This window comes from Slackia sp. CM382 (assembly GCF_000293015.1).
Lineage (GTDB): Bacteria > Actinomycetota > Coriobacteriia > Coriobacteriales > Eggerthellaceae > Slackia > Slackia exigua.
Genome location: NZ_ALNO01000011.1, coordinates 93,592 through 118,471, shown reverse-complemented (window position 1 = coordinate 118,471; position 24,880 = coordinate 93,592). Strand labels below are relative to the sequence as shown.

Below are 24,880 nucleotides of genomic sequence, written 5' to 3'. Positions count from 1 at the left end.
CGACGAATGGATGCCATGGCTGTTCAAAACGACATCGCAAGGAGGATTCCATGCGTTCGGATATCGAGACCGACTTGAGCGGATCGCTTCCGGTCTGGAACGCGCTTGACGAGCTTGATCGCCGCTTGCTCGTCGAGCATGCGCATGCGCTGCATTTCAGCGCCGGAGCGCATGTCCACGGCATCGGAGACGAATGCATCGGCGTGCTGCTGGTGAAGACGGGTTCTCTGCGCGCGTACATGCTTTCGCCGAAATCCGGCAAGGAAATCACGCTCTTTCGGGTCGCAAGCCCCGACACCTGCGTGCTTTCCGCCGCATGCATCCTGCGCATGATCACGTTCGACATCTTCGTCGACGCCGTCGAAGATGCCGACGTCCTCGCCATAGATTCGGAGGCCTACCTGAGGCTGATGGAGCGTTCGAGCGAAGTCGAGGCGTACACGTACCGCCAGGCAGCCGAACGCTTCAGCGACGTGATGTGGATCATGCATCAGATCGTCTTCATGAGCTTCGACGAACGCCTCGCCGTATTCCTGTTGGACGAGACGGCGCGCTCGGGCTCGCAGGCGCTGCATATGACGCACGATGAGATCGCACGCCATATGGGAAGCGCCCGCGAAGTCGTCTCGCGCATGCTCAAGTATTTCCAACAAGAAGGGCTCGTCGACCTTTCCCGCGGATGCATCACGCTGCTCGATCGGCAGCGGCTTCACACGATCGCGTCGTGACGACGGCATCCCGAGTCAGATCGACATGTCCCGTCTTCAGATACTCGATGAACAGAGGGACGAGGTAGGGAACCAGTTCGGGAATATAGGTCGGCATGAGCGAGCCCATCGTCTTGGGAAGCAGCTCGGGCATGAGTTCGGCCATATCGGGCGGCATCTCGCCCATGAACGCTTCGACGAGTTCGATCATCTGCGGCATGACCTTGCCCATGATGGCAGGCGCCATTCTCGGGAACAGGACAGGCATCATCTTCGCCATGAGCGCAGGCCCTCCGGGAAGCTGCGCCATGGCGCGCATCATCGGCCCCATGCCCGCCGGCATGGCATCGACCATGGCCCCGAACAACGGCACCATGAACTCCGCCATGGCCTTGCGGTCCATAAGACGGATGAACTTGTCGAAATACCCCCACATATAGCTTGTGTACGCGTCCGATTTGGGAATACCATGACCGGCAGCGACGGCGGTGACGCGGGCGAGGTCGTCGATCTCGAGCGGCAGGCCGAGCTTGTCGGCAGAATCTCGCAGCTGCACCTGGCAGCAGGGGCATGCGGCGACCACCGTATGCGCGCAGGCGCTGCACGCTTCGCCGAGGCGCATGCCGCCCAGCACCGGCCCCGTCTCGATGTCGCTCACGAGCGTGATGACCGAGCCGCAGCATATACCCTGTTCGCGGTTGTGTTCCATCTCCACGTAATCGATGCCGGGAATAGCCTTGATCATATCGCGCGGCGGTTCGTAGATGCCCTGCGCGCGACCCATGTGGCATGAGTCGTGGAACGTCACCGTCTTGCCGTCGAAGGGGTTTTCCGTAAGCTTGAGATCGCCGCGTCGGATTGCAGGCGCGATGAGCTCGGAATAGTGCATGGCCTCGATCTCGTAGGGTTCGCCCAGGCGTTCCGCCTCCTCGCGATAGAGATCTTTCCATACCAGCGCGCAGGCGGGGCACGAGGTGACCACCGTCGTGGCGCCGTGCGCGCGTGCCGCCGCCACGTTCTCGCGGTACATCTTCTCGAAAAGGTCCCATTTGCCGGCCATCTTCATCGGGATGCCGCAGCACTGCTCATCGGTCCCTAGATACGTCACCCGATAGCCGGCGTCCTGGAGCAGGCGGATCGTCGCCTCGGCGATGTCGTTTTCCACGTAGCTCGCCGTGCATCCGGCGAAATACAGGATGTCGGCCTGCGGTTCGATCTTCGCGGCCACATCCGCGGGAACCCAATCGGCGCGGCGATCGCGCTTGCCTGCCCAGATATCGCCCTCGCCCTCGAGCGCGGCGGCCATCATCTCGAAAGGCGGGAACGTTCCCTTCTTCTGCTCATGGACGAGCTTCCCGCGCAGGACCATGCTGTCAGGTTCGATAGGCAGCTGCAGCTGGCAGCGCGTATCGCAGCGTTCGCAGGTCGTGCACCGCATGACGGCGTCGATGGCGTTGCGATCCCAGCTATCGCGCCCCCGGTAGATGTCGTCGATAACCGCATAGCGGCCGCGCGGCGACTGGCTCTCCCAGCCACGTCCGGCATACTGCTCGCACGTGCGCACGCAGTACCCGCATCGGGCGCACGCATGCGCCGTGTAGGCGACCTCTCCCGGTATGCCGTGCCGTTCAGGCCCCAGGGCGCTCGCGTCGTAGGGCTTGGGCTTCGCCGCATTGGCGATCGGCCGTATGGCAGGTTCGAGAACCGAGGCGATTCCCATGAGCCGATCGAGCGTGCGACCGCCCTCCCCGCCCAATGCGAGCACTTTGCCGGGATTCATGATGCGTTGGGGATCGACGCGTTCCTTGAATCGTTCGAGCGAACGTAGCCGCTCGGCGCCGAGCACGGCGGTCGCCTGGCTGCGGAAGTACAGGCCGGTGGAATACGCGCTGCCCCCATGCCGTCGGGCGATCCTGATGGCGGAAAGCGCGAGCGCGAAGGCGAGGTTGAACGAGAGCCTGCGATCATCGTGGGGGATATAGCCCAGCAAGACCACGTCGCCGCTTTTCGTGTACATGCCCTCCATGACGAAAGGCTGGCGGATGTTCCTCTCGATATCGCCAAGCGTGGCCGCCAGCCCTTCGCGTGGCACGATGACCTCGGTCGGAACGATAGAGGGACCGATGCGCTTGAGCTTCATGGTATTGGCCCGATCGGCCCATTCGTGCACCGCAGCCTCATCGTCCAGACGCTCGGCGCCGCACGCGGCGACGATCTCCGCAAGCGCAGGATCGATCGCCTCTGCACGGGAGCAGGGGAAGGCGATCATCACGAGATAGGATTCTGGCAGGCCGCACTCGATCGCCGCAAGCCGCTCCTGTTCCGCCTTCTCGTATTCGTGGCAGCGGCGCCTCGGCAACGCACGCTTGAGCCTGACCGATGTCGGATTCAGAAAAGAAACCGACCACATCGGCAGCTCCCGTTCGCGAATGAGCGTCAAGCCCTTGTCGAGCGCTCCGATGGAAGGAAAGGACATGAGGCGCACCTCGGTCTCCTCGAGCAGGCGCGCTTTGAACGTGACCTGCGTGATGACGCCCGTGATGCCCTCGGCGTCGGCTATGCCGTCGCGCAGCTCTTCATCCGCGCATTCCCGAACGCTGCCATCCGGCAGGACGACGCGGGCGCGCAGGACGTTCTCCTTGAAAAGGCCGTATTCGTACGACCCGAATCCGCTGCCACCCTGAGCAAGCCATCCCCCAACGGTCGAACTGGGAAAGCTCGAAGGATACATGCAGAGGTCGAGCCCTTGCGCCCGTATCTCATAGGCGATGTCTTCCCAGACCGCGCCTGCCTCGCAGGTGACTTCGAGCGTTTCGGCATCGACGGACAGGATCCTGTCGAGCCCCGACACATCCATGACAAGCGCGCCCTCGCGAGGCTGGACGCCGCCGTAGCCGCTCGTGGATGCCGCACGAGGAACGACCGGCACAGCGTGCTCGCCGGCCTTTCGCAGAATCGCGACGATATCGTCTTCGGTGCGCGGCCGCACGACCGCCCCTGCCGTGCCTGTATTGACGAAAGGCCCTATCAGAGACGGCATCACACCTATGTCGCGAGAATAGAGCCTGCATTCGCGCGGGTCGGCGCTCACGCGTCCTTCCCCTACGATATCGACGAGCTGCTGTACGAAATCCTGGCTTACCCGGCCCATTGCCGTCCCCCTTCCCCTGCGCATCCAGCGCGGTTCGACGCGTGGCGCGGTCTTTCCGACGCATCCAACTGTGCGCCTGGAAAGGGAACGCTGTCGGTGACTTCGTCACTGAGCCGATGCGCACGCGACTGGCATGGAGGCCGAATCGACGGCGGGCGAATCGCCGAGATCAACGCCATCGAGGCTGAACGCCGGTTTCTCCGGCAAGGTTGCTGCGAAAAAAGCGGGGCTCGAGCTTGAGCCGGAGCCCGTATCGTTCTTGCCTGTGTTTTCTCCGCATACGAAAAGAGCCCTCCCGAAGGAGGGCTCTCGATACTGCAAGGGCAGCGATCGATGCACGTTAGCGCTTGCTGAACTGCGGGCGCTTGCGGGCTTTCTTCAGGCCGTACTTCTTGCGCTCGACCATACGGGGGTCGCGCGTGAGGAAACCGGCCTTCTTGAGCTCGGCACGATAATCGCCGGCATTCAGGAGGGCGCGGCTGATGCCGTGGCGCAGAGCGCCGGCCTGGCCGGAGATCCCGCCGCCGTTGCAGCGGGCGATGACATCGAAATGACCCACGGTGTCGGTCACCTTGAAGGGGGTCGACGCGAAGCTGACGAGGGCTTCGCGGCCGAAGTACATGGCGGCGTCGCGGCCGTTGACCGTGATCTTGCCGGTACCGGGAACCAGACGAACGCGTGCGACGGCGTTCTTGCGACGGCCGGTGCCGTAATACATTGCTTCACCTGCCATGATTAGTTCTCCTCAATCTTGATCTCGCGGGGCTTCTGAGCAGCATGCGGATGCTCGGCACCGGCGTACACCTTCAGCTTCATGCCCATGGCACGACCAAGCGTGTTCTTCGGGAGCATGCCCTTGACCGCGTGCTCGATGACGCGCTCAGGATGCTTTTCCATAGCCTCCTGGAAGGTTTCCTTCTTCAGTCCGCCCGGATGGCCGGAATGGCGATAGTATTCCTTGCTGGTGACCTTGGTGCCGGTGACGCGGATCTTGTCGGCGTTGATGATGATGACGAAGTCACCGGTGTCGACATGAGGCGTGTACTGCGGCTTGTTCTTGCCCTTGAGGATGGTGGCAGCCTTGGTGGCGACGCGGCCAAGAACCTGGTCGGTCGCATCGATAAGGACCCACTCGCGCTCAACCTCTTGCGGCTTTGCGTAATACGTCTTCACTATGTCCTCCAATAGGTGCGTTCATAATCAAAAGTGCCGCGTCCGAACCGCCCGGGTCCCACCCCGATGCCGATGGTCGAAGGCCTGGACTCCTTCTTGCATCGCGTCCTGTACGCAGCGTGTACGGGGCTTTTGAAAGCGAACTTCAGCATTGTATGAATTCGCTGCGCGAGCGTCAATGAAAAGCGCCGTGAATCGCATCGGGCCGCGATGCTTTCCCACATGAAATCCATGAGCCTTGAAGATCGATGGGCGGAGAAAGAGACGAAGCTCTTCTCGGTTTCTGGACGAACGCCTTCCTTGAAAAACCGCTCGAATATGCCGTTCCCCGTTCGATTCATACCGAATTTGTGTGTATATATGCATTATTACTGAATATTATTACATTTTTATTCATTTTTATTATTATTTAAACATAAAACTTTTATGCACTTGATCAAAAAATGATATGATCCATGTGTATGGAAGGCATCCCTGGAAGAGACGTTCGAGCGGCGCGATCGCAGAACCGACAGGCGATGGTCTTTCGCGGGGAGAGAACTCCCGGCTTGAGGCCGACCGCCTCTCGTCGATGCGACGCTGAAAAGAAGGAAGAAGGGCCATGGCTACGGCAGCGATCATAGGCGGAGCCGGATACGCAGGAGCGGAACTCATAAGGCTTCTCGATCGACATCCCTCGTTCGACCTGCGCGTCATCACATCAGACGCCGACGCAGGCATGCCTGTCGCCGACGTCTACCCCGCGCTTGAAGGCATCGTGCCCGACACCTTCTCTCCGCACGATGACCCTGCGGCCCTCGAATGCGATGCGGCCTTCCTCGCCGTCCCCCATACCGCGGGCATGAAGCATGCGCGCCGCCTCGTCGAATCGGGCGTCGCCGTGATCGACCTGTCTGCGGACTTCCGCCTGCCGCTTGAAACCTACGAAGCCGCCTATCGAACCGCGCACACCTGTCCCGATCTGCTCGCACAGGCGGCGTTCGGCCAGCCGGAACTCAACCGCGATGCGCTTGATGAGATGCACGACCGCCGTATCGCGGGATTTCCCGTCATCGTCGGGTGCGCAGGATGCTTCCCCACCGCCGTCGCGCTTGCGGCCGCCCCTGCCTTGCGCGCAGGGTTCATCGATCTTGCCTTCCCCGTAATCGCCGACTGCCTGTCGGGCGTGTCGGGCGCCGGCAGGAAACCGACCGCGCGCACAAGCTTCTGCACGGCGAGCGAAAGCATGGAGGCCTACGGGCTGCCGCGCCACCGTCACGAGCCCGAGATGGAGATGGAGCTTTCCCTGGCGCTGCCTCGCGATCCGGGCGACGACCGTCCGGGATGCCCGCCTTCCCGCGCGGACGCGCCGGGCCTTTCGGCGTCCGCGCCGAAAACGCCGCGGGTCATGTTCACGCCGCATCTCGTTCCCCTGTCGCGCGGCATGATCGCGACCGTGCACCTGCGCCTCGGCTCCCATGCCGACCCGACGCGATTCAGACGAGCCTACGAAGACGCCTACGCCTCAAGCCCGTTCGTCCGCGTGCTGAAGGAAGGCGCGTCGCCGAGGAGCTCCTCGGTCATGGGCACCAACGATGCCCGGATCGGGCTGTTCCCCGATCGGAAGGACGGCTGGGCGACGGCGGTCTGCGCCATCGACAACCTCGGCAAAGGCGCCGCCGGCCAGGCGGTTCAAGTCGCCAACATCGTATTCGGCTTCGACGAGAGCGAAGGACTGCTCGGATTGGCAAGGGCGCTATGAGTTTCACCACGGACTTCTACGATATCTCCGATCTGATGCTTGAGGCGCAGGTCGAAGCAGAGGGCGTCGCGTTCGAGCCGCTCGCGCGCGGCGGCGTGACGAGCGCGCGGGGATTTAGCGCGGCCGGCGTCGCCGGAGGCTTCCGCGAAAACGAACCCGAACGGCTCGACCTGGCGCTCATCAGGAGCGAAACGGTCGCGCGCTGCGCCGGCATGTTCACGCGCAACGAATTCTTCGCAGCACCCGTCGCCGTCTGCCGCGCGCATGCAGCGGCGGGAAGCGCCCGCGGCGTGATCGTCAATTCAGGTCGCGCCAACGCCGCGACCGGCACCGTCGGGCTCGGCAACGCCGAGGAGATGGCCCGCATGGGCGCCGAGGCCATCGGCTGCCTTCCCGAAGAGGTGCTCATCGCCTCGACCGGAGTCATCGGGCAGCAGCTGCGCATGGACAAGCTGAGCGATGCCGTCGACGAGGCCGGACGTAACGCATCCCCCGACGGAGGCCACGATGCGGCCTGCGCGATCATGACCACGGATACGCATCCGAAGGAATTGGCCGTGAGCTGGCAATCCAAAGACCCCTCCTTCGCCGGCACGACGTTCACCGTCGGCGGCATGGCGAAAGGGTCGGGCATGATCATGCCGAACATGGCCACGATGATCGCCGTGATCGCGACCGATGCGCCGCTGGACCAGACGGCCTGCCGGCAGGCGCTGCATCCGGCGGTCGATACGTCGTTCAACCGCGTGACCGTCGACGGGGATTCCTCCACCAACGACACCTGCCTGCTGCTCGCGAACGGTGCGGCCGTCGAAGGAACCGGCGCGGAATGGATCGAGCCGGGCAGCCGGGCCTATGCCGAGGCCGCCGCAGCGATCAAGCTCGTCTGCACCACCCTCGCGCGCGCGATGGCGGCCGACGGCGAAGGAGCCACGAAGCTCGTCACCATACACGTGAAGGGCGCTGAAAACGACGGGCAGGCCGAAGCCGCTGCACGTACCGTCGCGAATTCCGAGCTGGTCAAGACGGCTATCTTCGGACATGACGCCAACTGGGGCCGCGTCGCTGCCGCGATCGGACGCAGCGGCGCGCATATGGACCAAACGCGTATTTCAATCGACTTCCTAGGCATCCGCGTGTTCGATCGGGGGCTTCCAGCCCCCTTCGACGAGGAACGCATGCTCGGGCTCTTCGGAGACGACGAGATCCTCATTTCCGTCGACCTGGCGCTCGGCAATGGAGAGGCCACGATTTGGACCTGCGATTTAAGCCACGAATACATCACGATCAACGGTTCGTACCGCAGCTAACGGATCTAAGGGGGCACCATGCAATACGCTAAGGATATCGATCGCGCAGGCGGCGAAGAACGAGCGCACACGCTGATCCAGGGCCTGCCGTGGATCAAGAGCGCCACCGGCAAGACCATCGTCATCAAGTACGGCGGCGCCGCGATGGAGAATGCCGAGCTCATGACCAGCGTCATGACCGATATCCTGCTGCTGAAGCTCATCGGGGTCAATCCGGTCATCGTGCATGGAGGCGGCAAGGCCATCAACCGGATGCTCGCCGCTCTCGGCATAGAATCCGTCTTCGAAGGCGGTCTGCGCGTGACCGACGACGCCACGATGGATATCGTGCAGATGGTACTGAAAGGCCAGGTGAATTCCCAGCTCGTCAACGAGCTCAATCTGCATGGCAACATCGCCGTCGGCATGTGCGGAAACGATGCCGGAACGCTGAAAGCCATACCCATATCGCCCGAACTCGGCCGCGTGGGACGCATCGTCGAGGTCGATACGCGCCATGTCGAGGACCTGATCGAGGGAAACTACATTCCCATCATAGCGAGTCTCGCTGCGGCGGCCGATCCGCATGACGAGGGCGTGTTCAACATCAACGCCGACGTTGCAGCTGGAGAGATAGCCGCGGCCATCCACGCCCATAAGATCATCTTCCTCACCGACGTGGACGGCCTCTATGAAAACTATCCCGATCCGGGTTCCTTGATCGCAAGCATGACGCAGGAAGATGTCGAGGGCCTCATCGATTCCGGGAAACTCGCGAGCGGCATGATCCCGAAGATCCGAGCCTGCACGCACGCGCTTGGGGAAGGAATCCCGCGCGCGCATATCATCAACGGCACCATCCCCCATGCGCTTCTGCTCGAACTGTTGACCGACCAAGGCATCGGCACGATGATCGCCCGATCGGACAACGCGGACGACGCGAAACTGAAGCGCCACGCGCTCGCCGGCATCGCGACGCGCCTGATCGAAAACCTTCCCAAGGAATAGGAGCCTCTCATGAGCCTCTCTGAGCAGCAATCCCTCGAATCCGTCTACCTCATGCCGACATTCGCCCGCAAGCCGGTCGAGTTCGTCGGCGGATCGGGCATGACCCTGACCGACGACGAGGGAAAGACATACCTGGACTTCGTCGGCGGCATCGGCGTCATAAGCATCGGACACTGCAATCCCGTGCTGGCCGATGCGATAGCCGACCAGGCGCGCACGCTCATGCACGTGAGCAACTACTACTACATCGAAGGGCGCGGACAGCTCGCGCGCACGCTTTCCGACATGGCGAACGCAGGCTGCAAGTCCATAGGCGATGCTTCCATGAATGGCGCGGAATCCTCCATGACCGAGTCCAGAGCGTCATCAGAAAGCGCCTCCGCCGGAAATTGGCGCGTTTTCTTCTCCAATTCAGGAGCCGAGTCCAACGAATGCGCGATCAAGCTGGCGCGCCTGCATGCGAAGAGGGTCGGACTCGGCCCGCTCGTGGTCACGCTCGGCAACGGCTTCCACGGACGCACGCTCGCGACCCTCGCGGCCACGGCGCAGCCCGCCAAGCAGGAAGCCTTCCAGCCGCTGCCCGCAGGATTCATCGACACGCTCCTCAACGACGTCGGCGCGCTGCGAAAGCTTTTCGCCGCGCGTGAAGGCGATATCTGCGCCGTCATGCTCGAGCCCATCCAGGGAGAATCGGGCGTACACCCCTGCACGGCCGCATTCATGCAGGAGGTCCGTGCGCTCACGAGGGCTTCAGGCGCGCTCATGATCTGCGACGAGGTGCAATGCGGCATCTACCGCACGGGCCTACCGTTCGCGTTCCAGAATTTCGGCGTGGTCCCCGACATCATCACCATGGCGAAGGGGATCGGAGGCGGCATGCCCATGGGAGCCGTCGCTGCGCGCGGCGATCTGGGGCTCACCTTCGCCCCGGGCGACCACGGAACGACCTTCGGCGGAAGCTGCCTGGCCGTGGCCGCGGCGAACGCGACGCTCGACTACATCCGGACGCAGAACGTGGGCGAGAACGCCGAAAAGGTCGGTGCCTACCTGCGTGAGCGGCTGGAAACGCTTCCCCACGTCAACGAGGTGCGCGGCATGGGGCTCATGAATGCCGTCGAATTCGACGGCGCGATCGATGCCCCGAAGCTCGTGCTCGCGGCGCTCAAGGGCGAGCCGGGACTCGTACTGAACTGCACCGATTCGCATACGCTGCGCTTCCTTCCGCCCTTGACCTGCACGCACGAGAATGTCGATGCGCTCATCGACGGGCTGGCGAGGCTTCTGGAAAACCGTGCTTGAACAGGCGATGCCCCAAGGTGTTGAGGCGCGTGCGCCGCGATGGCAGCCTATGGACCGGTCAGGCATGGCAAGGGGCGGCGGCTCGCAAGAACCGCCGCCCCTCATCTCTTCCTTAAGCATGTTATGCCGGTTTCAGGCTTTGCACCCAGCTCCACGCTTTACGCCAGCGCGCCCAGCGGATCCCAAGGCGCGAGCACGATGGGCTCGGTCGACTCATAGGCCGTCCGGGCCTCGTCGGACAGGTACTTCTTGTCGACGACCACCTGGTAGACGTATTCGTCGAACCAGCTGTCGGCCAATGTGTCAAAGCCGTCCTTGCCGTGGTCCTTGCCCCAGCTGTTCTCGACCTTCCACAGCGACGGCGTGCCGTCGGCGTCCAGGTTCACGCCCTCGATCGTCATCGCGTGCGTCATGACCGACTCTCCGAAGTCCAGGCGGTCGGCCTTCGAGAAGCCGGCATCCACGTCGAAGCCGAACAGGCTATCCGCATCCACGGACGTCAGGTCCATGATACCGTCGGCCTGCAGGAACGACTGGTCGACGTCGCATCCGAACCACACCGGAAGCCCGTCCTTGAGCTGTTTGATGGCGGCTTCCTTCAGCGCGGCGGGCTCCAGATTGACGTAGCGGACGCCGCCCGCCTCGACCACGTTGCCCAAACGATCGACCGTATAGGTGCGCCCGTAGGGCTTATCCGCCGTCGGCGCGGAAATGACCGAGATGTAGTCGTCGAGGTTCATATCGACGGTCTCGGCGAAGAATTCCTGGGGCGTGAACGATCCGGCGAGCACGAGCTTGTCGTCTTTGTCGCGCAGACGGACGCTGAAACGCGCGGGGGGCTCGCCCAGGCAGATGGTCAGCATGTCCTGGATATGCGCGAGCATCTCTTCCTTTTGGGCGCGCAGGGCATCCGTATCCGCGCCTCCGTCGTGGCCGCGACGCAGAACTGAAGCGCATTTCCTCAGATAGCGCGTCAAATACGCATCCATCTCATGCGTGTTTTTCGAGCAGGCGGTCTCGGGCATGGCCTCTTTGGGCACCGCGCCGTACTTCTTGACGAGCGCGCGGAACATATCCCACTGCCCGCCGTCGCCGACAGGATCGGTCAGCAGGAAGGCCACCAGGCGGCCGTCGCGCGGCTCGTCGGCGGTATCGATGATGTTTTCCAGGAACCAGTTGCTCTTCTCGAGCTTGTCCCAGAACAGCGGGTAGGCCTGCGAGAACTCGAAGGTCTTCAGACCGTATTTCCCGATGACACGCGCGCGCATCGTGTTGAGCGATGCGAACATCCAGCATCGGCCCGAGCGCTGCTGGTCGGTGCGATCGCCCTGCTTGACCTCGATGTCGAAGGTCGTGGTGTTTCGGGCGACGGCCTCGGGCACGCGCGCGGCCGCACGGATGCCTTTGCTCGTAACGGCGTTCTTGGCGACGATATTCGCACGATCGACGGGAAACGCCTCTTTCGCGCGATCGATCAGTTCGAATGAAACAGCGGCATTCGGCATGAGCCGGCTCCTTTCTCGCAGCGCGCCGACGACGATGACGCGCCGGCGCTTCTCTTGACGCCCTGCACCATACCACGCGCGCAAGATTCCGCACCGCCGACGCCCGCCCGACGCCGCGCTGCCGGCGGCGACGGCGCGGCGCGCGATCGTGCGGCGAGGCATCGGGAGACGCGCGTGCGCAGCGGCCGCAAGAACCGTCAGGCCAGGTAGCCGAGCACCGTTTCCGTCGAGACCACACGGCTATCATAGCAGCGCGTGAAGTACTCGAGCCCCGCCTCCTGCGTGCCGATGAGGAACGTCGCGCAGGCATCCCCCGCGACGATCGTCTTGTACGTGCGGAAATACGCGCCTGCAAGCGTGTGCTGCACGCAGATGTTGGTATCCATGCCGAACACGATGAGCGTGTCCACGCCGAGCTCGCGCAGCGTCAGATCGAGATCGGTCTGGAAGAATCCGTCGTAGCGGCGCTTAGGCACGACGATGTCGGACGGCTGCAGGTCGAAATCCGCGAGCGGCTGGGCGGATTCGCTGCCTGCGACGCCGTGGTCGCCCCAGAGCTCGAGCTCCGCATCGAAGCGGGAATCATGCGCATCGTCGGAGAAGATGACAGGAACGCCCTTCGCGCGCGCCGCCTTCACGATGCGCACCGCATTCGCCGCCGCCGCTTCCGTGCCGGGCGTCGGCCCTTCGCACCCGCCGAGGATATCCACCACGACCACGGCGCAACGAGCCAGGTCGACCTTGTCGGACTGCTGCCATGGCGTCTCTTGCGCCACCGGTACGTATGCCATTGCTCTTTCTCCTTATCGAACTATTCGAACCATTCGGAAATCCAGGAACCGGCAGAGAAGCCGGAGCTGCCGGGCCGAACCCGCCGGAAGGCCGCCGATCGGTCGCCGTCCGGGCCTTTCCCTCAACCCGCACGACACCGCGCCGGCGCCGTCACGAGGCCGATCCCCCGAGCGGATGGCCGCTCACGGCCTGCCAGGCGTCTTCGACCGAAGACCCGAGATCGCATCCGAGCACGCGTGCGAACAGCCCGCTTCCGATGCCTTCGTCGGTGGCCGCCATACAATAGGCCGTTCCATCGGATATCCTGCATGTGACCAGGAATTTCTTACCCGAGCTCGCCTCTGCGACGGCGACGACGGAATCATCGTCGGGACGGATGGAATCGACGATCGCGAGCGGACACAGCCCCCGAAGCGCATCCGATGCCGTCCCGTATCCGGGGCTCGTCAGCACGAATGCGGCATTCAAGCCGGTCATCGGGACGCCGGAGGCGAGAGCGCCCTTCGGCGCGGGCGAGAAGCCGCGGCCATGGTCGTTCGCCGGCACGACGAGGCCGAAGTTCGCGCCGTCGCTGCGCGCCCACCCTGCAAGCGCATCGTCGTACGCATACCCCTGCGCATCGAGCAGCGCGGCGAAATCCGTTCCCGTCATGCGGGCGACGGCGGAAAGCGTGACGTGCCCCGATGCGTCCATGTCGGCGGCAGGATCCTCGGGAGACGGCGCGGATGCGGCATCGCCGCGGGATACGCCGGCCGATGCGTCGTCCGTCTTCCGCGGTTTGCCAGCCGCGTCAGGCGACGACGGCCTGCCCTCCTCTGCAGAATCGGGCTTGGACATGGAATCCGCCGGCGCCGGCAACCCCGAGAGCGCCGAGTCCGTGCCGGACGGACCGGGATCGCCTTCGCCCGCATCGTGGCGAGCCCCCAGCACCATGAACGCCACGGCCAGCATCAGCACGACCGCAGAGGCCGCGATGAGAACCGCGCGGCGGCGGCGATGGTCGGCAGGAAGCATGCGCGAGAGCATGGTCTGCCGCGCATGGGCGGGACGCTCGAACGTATGGCCGCAGTTGTAGCAGCCTCGAGCCCCCTCTTCCGCCTCGACCCCGCATTCGGGACATTTCATCGCGCATCAGCCCTTCTGCCGAACGTTCTCGTCCTGTGCCGAATATAGCATACGCGCCTGACGGCCACGGCCGACCCACGGCGGGCGCGCCCCATGCGCCACATAACGTCGACATACGCATAATGCCTGGTGAATTTCCTATCTGCACGTCGGCGCCCTCTGTCGTCCCGCACATCAGGCGAAATCTTTCGGCATTCCGACGATTCGTTCGACCGGGCAGCCCCGCCCCTCTATAATCGGCATGTCGCGCTCGCGCCCCCGGCGCCGGGCCGCACCGCGAGACGCGACCGAAAAGCCTTCGGGGCCGCCGCCCCTCGGGAAGAAGCCTCGGCGCCGGATGGCGCCCGGAAAGGGGAACGCACGCCATGCAGATCGGATTCGACAACGACCGCTATATCGATATCCAAGCGAAGCGCATCCGCGAACGCATCGGGGAATTCGGCGGCAAGCTCTACCTTGAATTCGGCGGCAAGCTTTTCGACGACTACCATGCCTCACGCGTGCTGCCCGGCTTCGAGCCCGACAGCAAGCTGCGCATGCTCAAGGCGCTCGTCGACGACGTGGAAATCATCCTCGCCATCAATGCGAACGACATCGAGCGCGACAAGGTGCGCGGCGATCTGGGCATCACCTACGACGAAGACCTGCTCCGTCTCGTGGACATCTTCCGCGACATGGGCTTTTTCGTGGGCAGCGTCTGCATCACGCGCTATACCGGCCAGCCGAACGCCGCCGCGTTCCGCGCACGCCTTTCGACGCTCGGCATCAAGTGCTACGTGCACGGACCCATCGCCGGCTACCCGCACGCCATCGACCATATCGTGAGCGACGAGGGATACGGCACGAACGACTACATCGAGACCCAGCGCCCGCTGGTCGTCGTCACCGCCCCCGGTCCCGGCAGCGGCAAGATGGCGACCTGCCTCTCCCAGCTCTACCACGAGTATCGTCGCGGCGTGAAGGCGGGATACGCCAAGTTCGAGACCTTCCCCGTCTGGAACCTCTCGCTCGACCATCCCGTGAACATCGCCTACGAGGCTGCGACGGTCGATCTGGGCGACGTCAACGCGATCGACCCCTTCCATCTGGAATCCTACGGGGTCTCGGCGGTCAACTACAATCGCGACATCGAGGTCTTCCCCGTGCTCAAGGCCGTCATGGAGAAGATCATGGGCACCTGCCCGTACAAATCGCCCACCGACATGGGCGTGAACACGATCGCCTCGGCCATCATCGACGACGATGCCGTGCGCTCCGCCTCTGAGAAGGAGATCGTGCGCCGCTACTTCAAGGCCGCGGCGGCCATGCGCCGCACCGGATCGGGCGAAGAGGAGACTGCGAAGCTCGACTTCCTCATGCGCAAGGCCGGCATCGACACGAACCTCTCCCCCGCCCACAGCGCCGCCCTGCTCAAGGCGGAGACGAGCAGCGGGCAGGCGGGCGCCATCGAGCTGCCCGACGGGCGCGTCGTGACCGGCAAGACCTCCGCGCTGCTCAACGCGCCGTCGTCGGTGCTGCTCAATGCCCTGAAAGCGCAGGCGGACATCGCCGATGACATCTACGTGATCAGCAACGACGCACTCAAGCCCATCTGCTACCTGCGCACCGAGCGCCTCGGCCACAAGAACCCGCATCTGCACCCGAACGAGACCCTCATCGCGCTTTCGGTGAGCTCGCTCACCAATCCCCTGGCCGCCACCTGCATCGAAGCGGCGGAGGGCCTGCGCGGGTGCGACGCATACTTCTCGTCCATCATCACCGACGAGGACGAACGCCTCTACCGCTCGCTCGGCATCAACGTCTGCTGCGAGCCTCGCTACGAGACCAAGCGCTCCGACTTGGATTAGAGCCGAAAGGCGCGCGATACCCGGGAGGCCTCCGGAATCGTCCGGAGGCCTCCTGCGTCATTGCGCGGATCAGGCGCGAAGCCTTCGCGCATAAGGCGCGCCTTGTGCGCCTTATTCGTGACGGCTGATGAACTCCTCGACGGCGGCCATGTATTCCTTGCCGTGCGTCGCGTTGCCGACATGCGCCGCGCCCTGGATGAGCGTCCATTCGCAGTTCGGAATGAGGTCGTAGCCTTCCTTGACGACCAACGGCGACGCCTCGTCGTTGGTGCCGGACAGCATCATGGTCGGCACCTTGATGTTCTTGACGTCTTCGCGGATATCGAAATCGCGCATCTTGCCGGTGACGACGAATTCGCTCGCGCCCTGCATGACCATGTAGCATTCGCCGACGTTCTCTTCGCTGAATGCCTCTTGGACGTAATCGGGCCAGGGTTCGACGCCGACGACATGGCGTCGGTAGTACTCCATGTACGCGGCCTTCGCGGCAGGCGTGTCGTAATCGCCCGTGCGCTCGGCTTCGGCAATGGCTTCCTGCATGTCCTTCGGCATATATTCGATCAGGCGATTCGCTTCGGAAAGCCAGGTTGCGATATTGACCGGCGACCCATTGATGACCATGGAGCGAATTCCTGCATCGTCCTTGCAGGCGCACATCATCGCGAGCATGCCGCCCCAGGAATTGCCGAACAGGTGGAAATCGTCGAGCCCGAGCGCATCGCGCATCGTATAGAACTCGTCGATCCACAGATCGTAGCCGTAGAAGTCGTCGTCTTGGTGCGGGATGTTCGACTTGCCGCACCCGATCTGGTCGTAGAAGATGATCTGACGGCCGTAGAGGTCGGCCATGTCGCGGTAGTTCAGCAGATAGAGATGCGTATCGCCCGGACCTCCGTGGAGGATGAGCAGAGGCTTCTTCCCCGGCCGGCATTCGCCGTAGATCTCGTAGTACGTCTTGAAGCCCCGATAATCGACGTAACCGCTGCGCATTTCCGCCATGGCGCGCTCCTTCGACATGCGGCCGCGCGGTGCCGGGAATTCCCCCGAAACCGCCTCGTCCGCGGCTGATGAGAATCGCCCTTGATTATACGGCGCCGTACAGCCTACTCGGATGCACGCACGTTTTCGATGACCTTCTCGAGCAGTTTATGCAGCTGAACGGCGTCTTCGGTATCCAAACCGACGCATCGGCCCATCTCGGGCGGCACGTTCATGGCCGTGGCGCGCAGATCCCGGCCTTCCTGCGTGATGGTCACGACCACCTTGCGCTCGTCCTTATCGGAACGTTCGCGCTCTATCAGGCCCTTGGCCTCCATCTTCTTGAGCAGCGGCGTCAACGTGCCCGAATCGAGGAAGAGCCGCTCGCCGAGCTCCTTCACCGTGATCGTTTCCTCTTCCCACATCACCATCATGGCGATGTACTGGGTATACGTCAGGTCGAGGTCCTTGAGCATGGGCGTGTAGCGGCGCACGACCTCTTTCGAGGCGGCGTACAGGGGAAAGCACAGCTGATTGCTCAAAAGCAGGGGGTCGAAACGACGATCGGTTTTGGAATCGCAGGTCATGACGGGCCTTTCTCGTAGGTGCCCACATACGCGGAAGGCGAGCCTTCCCGGCCGAGGCCGTTCGGATCCGCTTCGCATATGGTCCCGGCGCCGGGATGCGGAAAACGGGTTAGAGAATCGCGGCGACGGCGGATGCGACGTCGTCCATCTTGGCGGTGGGCTCGAAGCGAGCGACAACCTCTCCTTTGCGGTTGATCAGGAACTTCGTGAAATTCCACTTGATGTAGGCCTTGTCGCCGAATTCCTTGTCGACCGACTTGGAGACCCTGTTCATCACGACCGCCTTCAGGCCGTTGAATCCCTCGAACGGCTTCTCGGCGGCGAGGGCGACAAAGAGCGGATTGGCGTTCTCGCCATTGACCTCGGTTTTCTTGAACTGCGGGAATTCGGTGCCGAATTTCATCGTGCAGAACCGATGGATCTCGTCGTCGGATTCGGGCGCCTGGTTGGCGAACTGGTTGCAGGGGAAATCGAGTATTTCGAACCCTTTGTCGCGATACTTCGCATAGAGGGCCTCGAGATCTTTGTACTGAGGGGTGAAGCCGCAGCCCGTGGCCGTGTTCACGATGAGCAGGACCTTGCCCTCGTAATCCTTCAGGGAGACCTCTGATCCGTCTTGGGCGGTGACCGTGTGATCGTAGCAGCTCATCGTGGCTCCTTCTTTCATATGCGCCGAGCGATATTTGAATTTGAAACGATTCAATTGTATGCAATTATTCTAAAGCGTCAAGCGGTTCTTGGAAATTATTCTCGCGCACCCGCACTCGTCGTCCACCCTTCGCCGGGCATCGGCGCATCGGAAACGGGAGCGTTCATGACCTGTGTATAATCGGGAGCATCCGGGGCGTCCGGATGCAGATCGCCGCCGAATGCGCTGCAGGGTCGCGCTGCACGCGCGAGCCCGAGGCATCGCCGCACCGTGCGCAACCCGCTTCGCCATCGCATCGTCTGAAGGAGAGCCCCATGGCAGACGCAACGAACCAGGGAACGCCTTTCGATCAAGGCCAGAACGTCCCTCCGGCACCTGACGCGGTTCCCTATCCTCCTGCCGGAGCCTATGCGGCCCCTCAGCCGCAGCAGCCCTATGGGGCGGCCCCCGCCGATCCGGCATCCGCCGGATACCATGCCGCAGGCCCGGCATCGCCTTACGCGCAGGCGTACCAGCAGCCCTATGGGCAAGGCTTCAATCAGCAGCCCTGCAGCCAGGGTTTCGGTCCGCAGCCGTACGGCCAGCCGGCCCCGCCGAGCGCCGGCCCTGCCCAGGAAACCGGCACCGGGCTGTTCGTCCTCAGCATCGTCGGTTTGATCCTTTCGCTCATCGCCCTCAGCATCCCGGGGCTCATCTGCGACATCGTCGCGCTCGCGAAGGCCTCGGCAGCGGAAAGGGCCGGACGCGCCACATCCAAGACGAAGCCCACCAAGATCATCGGCATCATCGGCATCGTCGTCGGCTCTGTCGTCACCGTTTTCGCGCTCGTCATGGCGCTTATCTTCGGCGCGCTCGGGGCGGCCCTCATCTCGGCCGAGCAGAGCGGCGCGCTCGACGATGCGCTCGATGAGATAACGAGCGACCTCGACGCGGATCTGAACGGCGGCGTATACGGCTCCCATTCGCCCATCCCCGCCAACGTCGATCTTCAGTGGATCGGCGGAGACGGCGTCGGATACCTCGACATCCCCGAATCCTGGATGCCCTTCCAAGACGTCACCCTGGATGAAGAGGCGGCGAGCGGCGTCATCGCCTACTGCGATCCCGACACCTCCTACGTCTCCCCTCGGTACGGCGGCGTCGAATACTCGACCATCGTGAGCATGTCCGGTTTCTACTCGAGCAAAGAGGATATGGCCGCGCAAGTCGTGTCGTACAACGAAACCCAGGGCATGTATACCGGCGTCAAGCAGAGCGCGACGGTCGTCGGCGGACGTGACGCCATCATGGTCGCGTCCTCGTATATCGGAGACGATCCCGCTGACGACAAAGCCTATCGCGAGTACTTCATCGACTATGCCCGGGGCGAATGCACCTATATCTGCTTCGAGGCGTCGCCCGACGATATCGACGAAGTGTCGAGCTACGTGCAGACCTACGTTCCCTCCAAGCCCGCGAATGCGTAAGACCGCCGCATGACCGTCTATCTGACCGGGGACACCCACGGGCATTTCGAGCGCGTCGCGCGCTTCTGCGAAGCCTACGGGCTCACGTCCGACGATGTCGTGATCATCCTCGGCGATGCCGGCGTCAACTATTTCGGCGAAGGCTCGGCCCGCGACCGTGCGTCGCGCGCGCTGCTCGGCGGACTCGCCCCGACGTTCTTCTGCATCCACGGCAACCATGAGATGCGCCCGCAAAGCCTTTCCTGCTATCGCGAGGCTTCATGGCGCGGCGGCACGGTGTTCGTCGAAGACGCCTGGCCGAACCTCCTCTTCGCGAAAGACGGCGAACTGTTCGATTTCGACGGCGTGCGCGCCTTCGTCGTCGGCGGCGCCTACAGCATCGACAAGCGCACGCGTCTGAAGGCGGGTCTGCGCTGGTTTTCCGACGAACAGCCCGACGAAGCCACGAAGCGCCTGGTCGAGGAGCGGCTTGAAGAGATCGGATGGGATGTGGACGTGATGATCACCCATACCTGCCCGTTCCATCTGGAGCCGCGCGAGGTCTTCGTCGCCGGCGTAGATCAGTCGATGGTGGACACGTCGACCGAAAAATGGCTCGACGATATCGAGCGCCGCCTTTCCTATCGACAGTGGTACTGCGGGCATTTCCATACATCGAAGCAGGTCGGATCGTTTCGCATCATGTTCGAGGACTGGGATGTCCTCTGGCCGCACGGCGGCATCTCGTTCGATCCGGCACGCTACGGGGCCGCGACCGAACCGGACCGCCGCACGCCCGCCCAGCTGGCACGCGACCTGGATATGGACGTCGATGTCGTGCGCGAGGCGCTGGCCGAGGCCGACGGGCTGCACAAGGACGCCCGGGGCGCCGAGGTCTGCCGGGAAACGCGCGTCGGCACGTTCATCGGACGTCGTTTCTGGGAAAGGGCCCATCCTGAAGACTTCCCCTACGGGCAGTGCGAGTCCTGCCGCCGCTGGTTCATGAAACGCAGGCTCCGCATCGCCGATATCGAAGGCACGCCCGAGGAAGACCAGCCCCTCGTCTGCCCCGACTGCCACTTCGGCATCGGGAGGCATGCGAACTAGCGGCCCGCTACCCTCCGGCGACGGAATCGTCCCGGTCGCCGAGCCCTTCGCCGACCGCGTCCGCTGCGGGCGCATCGGCCGCTGCGGTATCGGAATCCCCCTGCCCATGCGCGCGTTCGAACGTCGACACGAGCGATCGCGCCACGGAGAAGATCACGTCGCTGCCTGAGAATTCCGCCAATACCGAGACCAGCGCATGCGCCGGCAGGATCAGGTTCGCATCGAGCAGCGCGATGGCTGCGCCCACGATGCGGGATACCGCCTCCTGCGGCGGAATGTCGCGCAAGCCCGCACGCCGCAGGAGGGCGTCGCGCTCGCGTTCGGGGAAAACCTCTTCGCGGCCCATCTCACCCATGAGCTCGCGCATCTCTTCGCGCGCAGCGCCCGCGACCGGCCCTTGGGATCCTACGGTCTGATACAGCGCCAACGCGTGGTCGAGCTTGCCGTTCTGCCAGAGCGCGAATGCGAGACGGTACTTCACGACCTGACGCTCCTCGGCGCTCACGCACACGGCGATCGCCTTGCGCAGAATCTCCTCGGACCTCTGGAAATCCCCCGCCTCGACGACGGCGTTGACGAGCTCGAGATACGACCGGACCGTAGAGGGCGACATGCTGACCAGCGCTTCCGCTCGCCCGATCGACCCCTCGGCATCGCCCATCGACCGATAGATCCGCGAGAGGTGCAGCGTGGCATCGTACACGGAATCGGGCACGTTGACGAAGCGTTCGCCGTCGTTCGACGTCATCAGCCCGACGATCTCGCGCCCGGCAAGATCCTGGCAGTACAGAGGCGTGCGTCCGTCTTCGAGATTGACCGGTGCCTGGTCGAGGATCTCTTCGAGAAGCGCGCTCGCCACGAGCGGGGAATCCTCCGCATCCTGCACGGCTTCCCAGACGCGCGCCTTCGCCAGCCGCTCCTCATCGGTTTCGAGGAATATATCCAAGTCGCAGACCTTGTCGGCATGCAGGAGGTTTTTTGCCTCTTCGGGAATGGGGCGATCGTCGACGGCTATGTCGACGCGACGGGCGCCGAGATCGACGTCGACGGGATCGACGAGGCGCAGCGCTCCGGACGCATCGAAGGAGACATGGCATTCGACCGGGCGCACGAGGTTGATGAGACTCGGAGCGTCCCAGGTCAGCTCTTCGGATGCGATCTCGTCGAGGCGAGGCCCCGTCGTGCAGACCGGCATGAACGACAGGCGGTCGAACGACATCGAGAGCTCGACCTCGTCGGTTTCACGCGCCGCGGGCCCGCTCGCGTTCACCACCGCTTTCATGATGCCGACGCTCGATGTGAAGGCGCAGGCGGCGAGCAGCGCCGAGAGACGGACCGCATAGGCCGATCGAGCCCAGTTTCGGTTCTCGGACACGTCGGTCCAGGTTCCGCGCGCGCCATCACCCCGTGCGCCGGATGCACCATGAGATGACCGCACGAACCAGCGGTCGGGAAACGCCTCGGCATCGGGAAGCGAGCACCGTATGGCGAAGATGCCGGAGGCGGCATCGCAGTCGAATGAATATCCCATGCGAAACGGCAGCGCCAGCCTCTCGACGGCGCTCGCGAACCGCATGCGCACGTCCCATTCCCCGCCCTTCGCGCAGGAATGCCCGTACAGCTCGGAAAGCCCGTAGCCCTCATCGCCCTTGCGGGCGACCTCGAGGATGCTCTGGCAGATGCTGCGGATGCAGCGCCAGTCTTCGATGCAGCACGCGCCCTCGTCGAAAAGCGATGCCATGCCCGCCCCGTCGATCGCGCGCGCCGCGAGCCCGATGAGGCGCAGGCGGTTCAGCGCCCCTTCGACCGCCAGGACGGTCGCCATCTCCTGATCATCCAGCTCGTCATAGACATGGATCCAGGAAAGCCCGGTGAGCCAGATGAGCCCGAGACGAAGATCGTGCCGAGCGGCGATGGACCTGATGCGCCGAGCGCCGGCGGCGAGAAGCGCCTCGGAGGCGTAGCGTTCGAAACCGCTGACCGAAGCGGAATCGTAGGGACGCAGCGCGAAGGCGTCAAGCACGTCGGGCAGGGGCAGCGCCGGCGGCAGGGCATCCTCGAGGATGCCGGCGATCGTGGCCGCATCGCTCGCCTGGGACGCGCGTTCGCGCGGAAGATGCACATATGCGAGGAACGACACGCCCAGAAACGTGCGTACGTCATAGAACCCTTGGTCGTAGGGACCGATTTCCATATAGGAATCCCGGAAGCGCAGCAGCGTGCCCGTGGCGCCGGCGCTCACTTCGTAGCCGCCGACCGGCAGCATGTCGGACCCGGCCGTCGAGCGGATGAGCACGCTGCCGTCGCCGCGGCCGACGGGTCCGGACAGCACCAGATCGGGCGTGCGCGCAGGCCGCGCAGCCAGGGGCTCGTCGCACGCGTAGGCGCAGTTGCCCGCGTCGAGCCAGGCCAGAAGCATGCCTTCGCGCTTGCCCGTCATCTCCATCAGATAGCCCCATCCCCCTTCGGGCTGGCGGCATCCATTCCAGACGACGGCATAGGACTTCGCCGGATCCTGACCGGGAACCGGCAGGATGCTCTGGTATTTTCCCAGCACGGATAGCTTGATCGCGCGTTTGGGCATGAAGGCACCTTTTCTATGCGTCTTGGAATGCACGGATTCCCATTGTGGCAGAAATCAACCGACGATGGAAACCGGCGGGCCGCGGCCGTCCTCGCCCCGCTGCACGGCTATACTGGTTCACCACCTGCACGGAGTCGCCGCGCGGCTCAGGGGACGGCGAAGCCGGCCGCAGGGAAGGCGGCTCACGCCGAGCCCGCGCGCGCCGACACGGCAGGCAGCGCCGACGTCTAGAATCGAGAAGACCTATGCCCATCACCGATTTCCTCACGAAGAACGCCGCCTTCTATCCGGACGACGTCGCGCTCGTCGAGGTGAATCCCCGGATTCGCGAGGGACGCGGAACGTCGTGGCTGGAATACGACCTGGTCGAAACCAGCCCGGCCAAGCGATATCGTCGTGAAATGACCTGGCGCGTCTTCAACGAGCATGCGAACCGCTTCTCGCATCTGCTCCTCGATGCCGGCGTCACGCGCGACAGCAAGGTGGCCATCCTGCTCATGAACAGCCTGGAGTGGCTTCCCGTCTACATGGGGACGCTCAAGAGCGGCGCCATCGCGGTTCCGCTCAACTACCGCTATGCCGCGGACGAGATCAAGTACTGCCTGGAGCTCGCCGAGGTGGACACGCTTGTGTTCGGCGAGGAATTCATCGGGCGCATCGAAGACATCGTCGACGATATCCCGCAGGTCAAGCGTCTCTATTACGTCGGCGAGCGCTGCCCTGGCTTCGCCGAGAGCTACGATGCGCGCATCGGCCACTTCACGCCCGAGGAGCCGCGCGTGCGCATAGAGGACGCCGATCTGGGCGCGATCTATTTCTCGAGCGGCACGACGGGCTTCCCGAAGGCCATCCTCCATCGGCATGCGAGCCTCATGCGCGCCGCCGTCACCGAGCAGAAGCACCATGGCCAGACCCATGACGACAATTTCCTCTGCATCCCGCCGCTCTATCACGTCGGCGCCAAGATGCATTGGATGGGAGGGCTGGTCAAAGGAGCGAAAGCCGTCATTCTGCGCGGCGTGCGCCCCGATTGGATCCTGCGGACCGTGTCCGAGGAGCAGTGCACGATCGTCTGGCTGCTGGTGCCGTGGGCGCAGGACATCCTGGACGCGATCGATGCCGGCGAGGTCGACCTCGACGATTACCGCCTCGACCAGTGGCGCCTCATGCATATCGGCGCGCAGCCCGTTCCGCCGAGCCTCATCAGGCGCTGGAAGTCGGTCTTCCCCCGTCATCAGTACGACACCAACTACGGCCTGTCCGAAGGCATCGGACCCGGCAGCGTGCACCTCGGCGTCGAGAACATCGACCACGTGGGCGCGATCGGCAAGGCCGGATACGGCTGGCAGGCGGAAGTGCGCGCGGACGACGGCAGCGTCGTCGAAGCCGGATCGGGCGACGTGGGCGAGCTCTGCCTCAAAGGAGACGGCGTGATGGTCTGCTACTACAACGATCCGCAGGCGACCGCGGAAGCGCTGCGCGACGGCTGGCTCTACACCGGAGACATGGCCGAGGTGGACGCCGACGGGTTCATCTGGCTCGTCGACCGTCGCAAAGACGTCATCATCACCGGCGGCGAGAACATCTATCCGGTGCAGATCGAGAACTACCTGCGCACCAACGACGCCGTCAAGGACGTCGCGGTCATCGGCCTGCCCGACCCGCGCCTCGGGGAAATCGCCGCCGCCGTGGTCGAGGTCAGGCCCGGCCATGCGCTTTCCGAGGACGACCTGGCGGAGTTCTGCGCCGCGCTGCCGCGCTACAAGCGTCCGCGCCGCTACATCTTCGCCGACGTGCCGCGCAACCCCACCGGCAAGATAGAGAAGCCGCTGCTCCGCAAGACCTACGGCGGCTCCGATCGTCTGGTTGAGCTCGAGAACAACGAATAGGAAG

General features: G+C 63.8%; 19 protein-coding genes. 9 read left to right on the top strand and 10 right to left on the bottom strand.

What is annotated here, in order from left to right:
* The first annotated feature begins 50 nt into the window (after window positions 1-50).
* Window positions 51-728, top strand: a complete 678-nt coding sequence (locus HMPREF1155_RS04790; RefSeq protein WP_009078020.1) for a Crp/Fnr family transcriptional regulator — start codon at window positions 51-53, stop codon at window positions 726-728.
* Here HMPREF1155_RS04790 and HMPREF1155_RS04785 read toward each other — a convergent pair.
* The 3 genes from HMPREF1155_RS04785 to rplM all read right to left on the bottom strand — a co-directional run bounded on the left by HMPREF1155_RS04785 (window position 685) and on the right by rplM (window position 5,031).
* Window positions 685-3,858, bottom strand: coding sequence for an FAD-binding and (Fe-S)-binding domain-containing protein (locus HMPREF1155_RS04785; protein ID WP_009077970.1), 3,174 nt, complete (start codon window positions 3,856-3,858; stop codon window positions 685-687). The genes HMPREF1155_RS04790 and HMPREF1155_RS04785 overlap by 44 nt on opposite strands.
* 340 nt (window positions 3,859-4,198) lie before the next feature.
* Window positions 4,199-4,591, bottom strand: coding sequence for a 30S ribosomal protein S9 (rpsI, locus tag HMPREF1155_RS04780; RefSeq protein WP_006363259.1), 393 nt, complete (start codon window positions 4,589-4,591; stop codon window positions 4,199-4,201).
* Between the two features lie 2 nt (window positions 4,592-4,593).
* Entirely contained in the window at window positions 4,594-5,031 is a 438-nt protein-coding gene (gene rplM, locus HMPREF1155_RS04775) for a 50S ribosomal protein L13 (protein WP_039993404.1), read from the bottom strand.
* Window positions 5,032-5,632: 601 nt separating this feature from the next.
* Between rplM and HMPREF1155_RS04770 the strand changes: the two genes are divergently transcribed.
* Genes HMPREF1155_RS04770 through HMPREF1155_RS04755 form a run of 4 tightly spaced genes read left to right on the top strand, consistent with a single transcriptional unit; the run spans window position 5,633 to window position 10,368 of the window.
* Window positions 5,633-6,772, top strand: coding sequence for an N-acetyl-gamma-glutamyl-phosphate reductase (locus HMPREF1155_RS04770; RefSeq protein ID WP_009077912.1), 1,140 nt, complete (start codon window positions 5,633-5,635; stop codon window positions 6,770-6,772).
* Window positions 6,769-8,082 carry a bifunctional glutamate N-acetyltransferase/amino-acid acetyltransferase ArgJ gene (gene argJ, locus HMPREF1155_RS04765; RefSeq protein ID WP_009077819.1) on the top strand — a complete coding sequence of 438 codons (1,314 nt, stop codon included), beginning with the start codon at window positions 6,769-6,771 and terminating at the stop codon, window positions 8,080-8,082. Before HMPREF1155_RS04770 ends, argJ begins: the two co-directional genes overlap by 4 nt.
* Before the next feature lie 18 nt (window positions 8,083-8,100).
* On the top strand, window positions 8,101-9,069 hold the full coding sequence (gene argB, locus HMPREF1155_RS04760) for an acetylglutamate kinase (protein ID WP_009077843.1): 969 nt from the start codon (window positions 8,101-8,103) through the stop codon (window positions 9,067-9,069).
* A gap of 9 nt (window positions 9,070-9,078) precedes the next feature.
* A complete protein-coding gene (locus HMPREF1155_RS04755; protein ID WP_009077821.1) occupies window positions 9,079-10,368 on the top strand; it encodes an aspartate aminotransferase family protein in 1,290 nt (429 codons plus the stop codon).
* 158 nt (window positions 10,369-10,526) lie between these two features.
* Here HMPREF1155_RS04755 and HMPREF1155_RS04750 read toward each other — a convergent pair whose 3' ends face one another.
* The 3 genes from HMPREF1155_RS04750 to HMPREF1155_RS04740 all read right to left on the bottom strand — a co-directional run bounded on the left by HMPREF1155_RS04750 (window position 10,527) and on the right by HMPREF1155_RS04740 (window position 13,790).
* Window positions 10,527-11,873: an aminopeptidase C gene (locus tag HMPREF1155_RS04750; protein ID WP_039993402.1), complete on the bottom strand. Its 1,347-nt coding sequence runs from the start codon at window positions 11,871-11,873 to the stop codon at window positions 10,527-10,529.
* Between the two features lie 197 nt (window positions 11,874-12,070).
* Window positions 12,071-12,664: a cysteine hydrolase family protein gene (locus tag HMPREF1155_RS04745; RefSeq protein ID WP_009077907.1), complete on the bottom strand. Its 594-nt coding sequence runs from the start codon at window positions 12,662-12,664 to the stop codon at window positions 12,071-12,073.
* A gap of 151 nt (window positions 12,665-12,815) precedes the next feature.
* Window positions 12,816-13,790: a zinc ribbon domain-containing protein gene (locus HMPREF1155_RS04740; protein WP_009077738.1), complete on the bottom strand. Its 975-nt coding sequence runs from the start codon at window positions 13,788-13,790 to the stop codon at window positions 12,816-12,818.
* Window positions 13,791-14,155: 365 nt separating this feature from the next.
* Here HMPREF1155_RS04740 and HMPREF1155_RS04735 point away from each other — a divergent pair, with 365 nt between their 5' ends.
* A complete protein-coding gene (locus tag HMPREF1155_RS04735) occupies window positions 14,156-15,637 on the top strand; it encodes a DUF1846 domain-containing protein (protein WP_006363271.1) in 1,482 nt (493 codons plus the stop codon).
* 111 nt (window positions 15,638-15,748) lie between these two features.
* On the opposite strand, the gene HMPREF1155_RS04730 is transcribed toward HMPREF1155_RS04735, so the two are convergent.
* The 3 genes from HMPREF1155_RS04730 to HMPREF1155_RS04720 all read right to left on the bottom strand — a co-directional run bounded on the left by HMPREF1155_RS04730 (window position 15,749) and on the right by HMPREF1155_RS04720 (window position 17,851).
* Window positions 15,749-16,636 (bottom strand): proline iminopeptidase-family hydrolase, encoded by an 888-nt coding sequence (locus HMPREF1155_RS04730; protein ID WP_009078071.1) that lies wholly within the window; start codon window positions 16,634-16,636, stop codon window positions 15,749-15,751.
* A 104-nt stretch (window positions 16,637-16,740) separates the two neighbouring features.
* Entirely contained in the window at window positions 16,741-17,202 is a 462-nt protein-coding gene (locus HMPREF1155_RS04725) for a MarR family winged helix-turn-helix transcriptional regulator (RefSeq protein ID WP_006363273.1), read from the bottom strand.
* Between the two features lie 109 nt (window positions 17,203-17,311).
* Entirely contained in the window at window positions 17,312-17,851 is a 540-nt protein-coding gene (locus tag HMPREF1155_RS04720; protein WP_039993382.1) for a glutathione peroxidase, read from the bottom strand.
* A 314-nt stretch (window positions 17,852-18,165) separates the two neighbouring features.
* Between HMPREF1155_RS04720 and HMPREF1155_RS04715 the strand changes: the two genes are divergently transcribed.
* Window positions 18,166-19,317, top strand: a complete 1,152-nt coding sequence (locus HMPREF1155_RS04715) for a hypothetical protein (RefSeq protein ID WP_009077797.1) — start codon at window positions 18,166-18,168, stop codon at window positions 19,315-19,317.
* 9 nt (window positions 19,318-19,326) lie between these two features.
* The gene (locus tag HMPREF1155_RS04710; RefSeq protein WP_009077955.1) at window positions 19,327-20,403 is read left to right on the top strand and encodes a metallophosphoesterase; all 1,077 of its coding nucleotides are present in this window, start codon (window positions 19,327-19,329) and stop codon (window positions 20,401-20,403) included.
* Between the two features lie 7 nt (window positions 20,404-20,410).
* Here the strand turns inward: HMPREF1155_RS04710 and HMPREF1155_RS04705 are convergent, their stop codons facing one another.
* Complete coding sequence (locus HMPREF1155_RS04705) at window positions 20,411-22,987, bottom strand: lipopolysaccharide assembly protein LapB (protein WP_039993381.1); 2,577 nt, start codon at window positions 22,985-22,987, stop codon at window positions 20,411-20,413.
* Window positions 22,988-23,232: 245 nt separating this feature from the next.
* On the opposite strand from HMPREF1155_RS04705, the gene HMPREF1155_RS04700 reads away from it, so the two are divergent.
* Complete coding sequence (locus HMPREF1155_RS04700; RefSeq protein ID WP_009077845.1) at window positions 23,233-24,876, top strand: class I adenylate-forming enzyme family protein; 1,644 nt, start codon at window positions 23,233-23,235, stop codon at window positions 24,874-24,876.
* Window positions 24,877-24,880 lie beyond the last annotated feature (4 nt).

Excerpts from the sequence above, each read along its gene's own strand:
- HMPREF1155_RS04790 (WP_009078020.1), top strand. The coding sequence starts at position 51 with ATGCGTTCGGATATCGAGACCGACTTGAGCGGATCGCTTCCGGTCTGG.
- HMPREF1155_RS04785 (WP_009077970.1), bottom strand. The coding sequence starts at position 3,858 with ATGGGCCGGGTAAGCCAGGATTTCGTACAGCAGCTCGTCGATATCGTA.
- rpsI (WP_006363259.1), bottom strand. The coding sequence starts at position 4,591 with ATGGCAGGTGAAGCAATGTATTACGGCACCGGCCGTCGCAAGAACGCC.
- HMPREF1155_RS04770 (WP_009077912.1), top strand. The coding sequence starts at position 5,633 with ATGGCTACGGCAGCGATCATAGGCGGAGCCGGATACGCAGGAGCGGAA.
- argJ (WP_009077819.1), top strand. The coding sequence starts at position 6,769 with ATGAGTTTCACCACGGACTTCTACGATATCTCCGATCTGATGCTTGAG.
- argB (WP_009077843.1), top strand. The coding sequence starts at position 8,101 with ATGCAATACGCTAAGGATATCGATCGCGCAGGCGGCGAAGAACGAGCG.
- HMPREF1155_RS04755 (WP_009077821.1), top strand. The coding sequence starts at position 9,079 with ATGAGCCTCTCTGAGCAGCAATCCCTCGAATCCGTCTACCTCATGCCG.
- HMPREF1155_RS04750 (WP_039993402.1), bottom strand. The coding sequence starts at position 11,873 with ATGCCGAATGCCGCTGTTTCATTCGAACTGATCGATCGCGCGAAAGAG.
- HMPREF1155_RS04745 (WP_009077907.1), bottom strand. The coding sequence starts at position 12,664 with ATGGCATACGTACCGGTGGCGCAAGAGACGCCATGGCAGCAGTCCGAC.
- HMPREF1155_RS04740 (WP_009077738.1), bottom strand. The coding sequence starts at position 13,790 with ATGAAATGTCCCGAATGCGGGGTCGAGGCGGAAGAGGGGGCTCGAGGC.
- HMPREF1155_RS04735 (WP_006363271.1), top strand. The coding sequence starts at position 14,156 with ATGCAGATCGGATTCGACAACGACCGCTATATCGATATCCAAGCGAAG.
- HMPREF1155_RS04730 (WP_009078071.1), bottom strand. The coding sequence starts at position 16,636 with ATGGCGGAAATGCGCAGCGGTTACGTCGATTATCGGGGCTTCAAGACG.
- HMPREF1155_RS04725 (WP_006363273.1), bottom strand. The coding sequence starts at position 17,202 with ATGACCTGCGATTCCAAAACCGATCGTCGTTTCGACCCCCTGCTTTTG.
- HMPREF1155_RS04720 (WP_039993382.1), bottom strand. The coding sequence starts at position 17,851 with ATGAGCTGCTACGATCACACGGTCACCGCCCAAGACGGATCAGAGGTC.
- HMPREF1155_RS04715 (WP_009077797.1), top strand. The coding sequence starts at position 18,166 with ATGGCAGACGCAACGAACCAGGGAACGCCTTTCGATCAAGGCCAGAAC.
- HMPREF1155_RS04710 (WP_009077955.1), top strand. The coding sequence starts at position 19,327 with ATGACCGTCTATCTGACCGGGGACACCCACGGGCATTTCGAGCGCGTC.
- HMPREF1155_RS04705 (WP_039993381.1), bottom strand. The coding sequence starts at position 22,987 with ATGCCCAAACGCGCGATCAAGCTATCCGTGCTGGGAAAATACCAGAGC.
- HMPREF1155_RS04700 (WP_009077845.1), top strand. The coding sequence starts at position 23,233 with ATGCCCATCACCGATTTCCTCACGAAGAACGCCGCCTTCTATCCGGAC.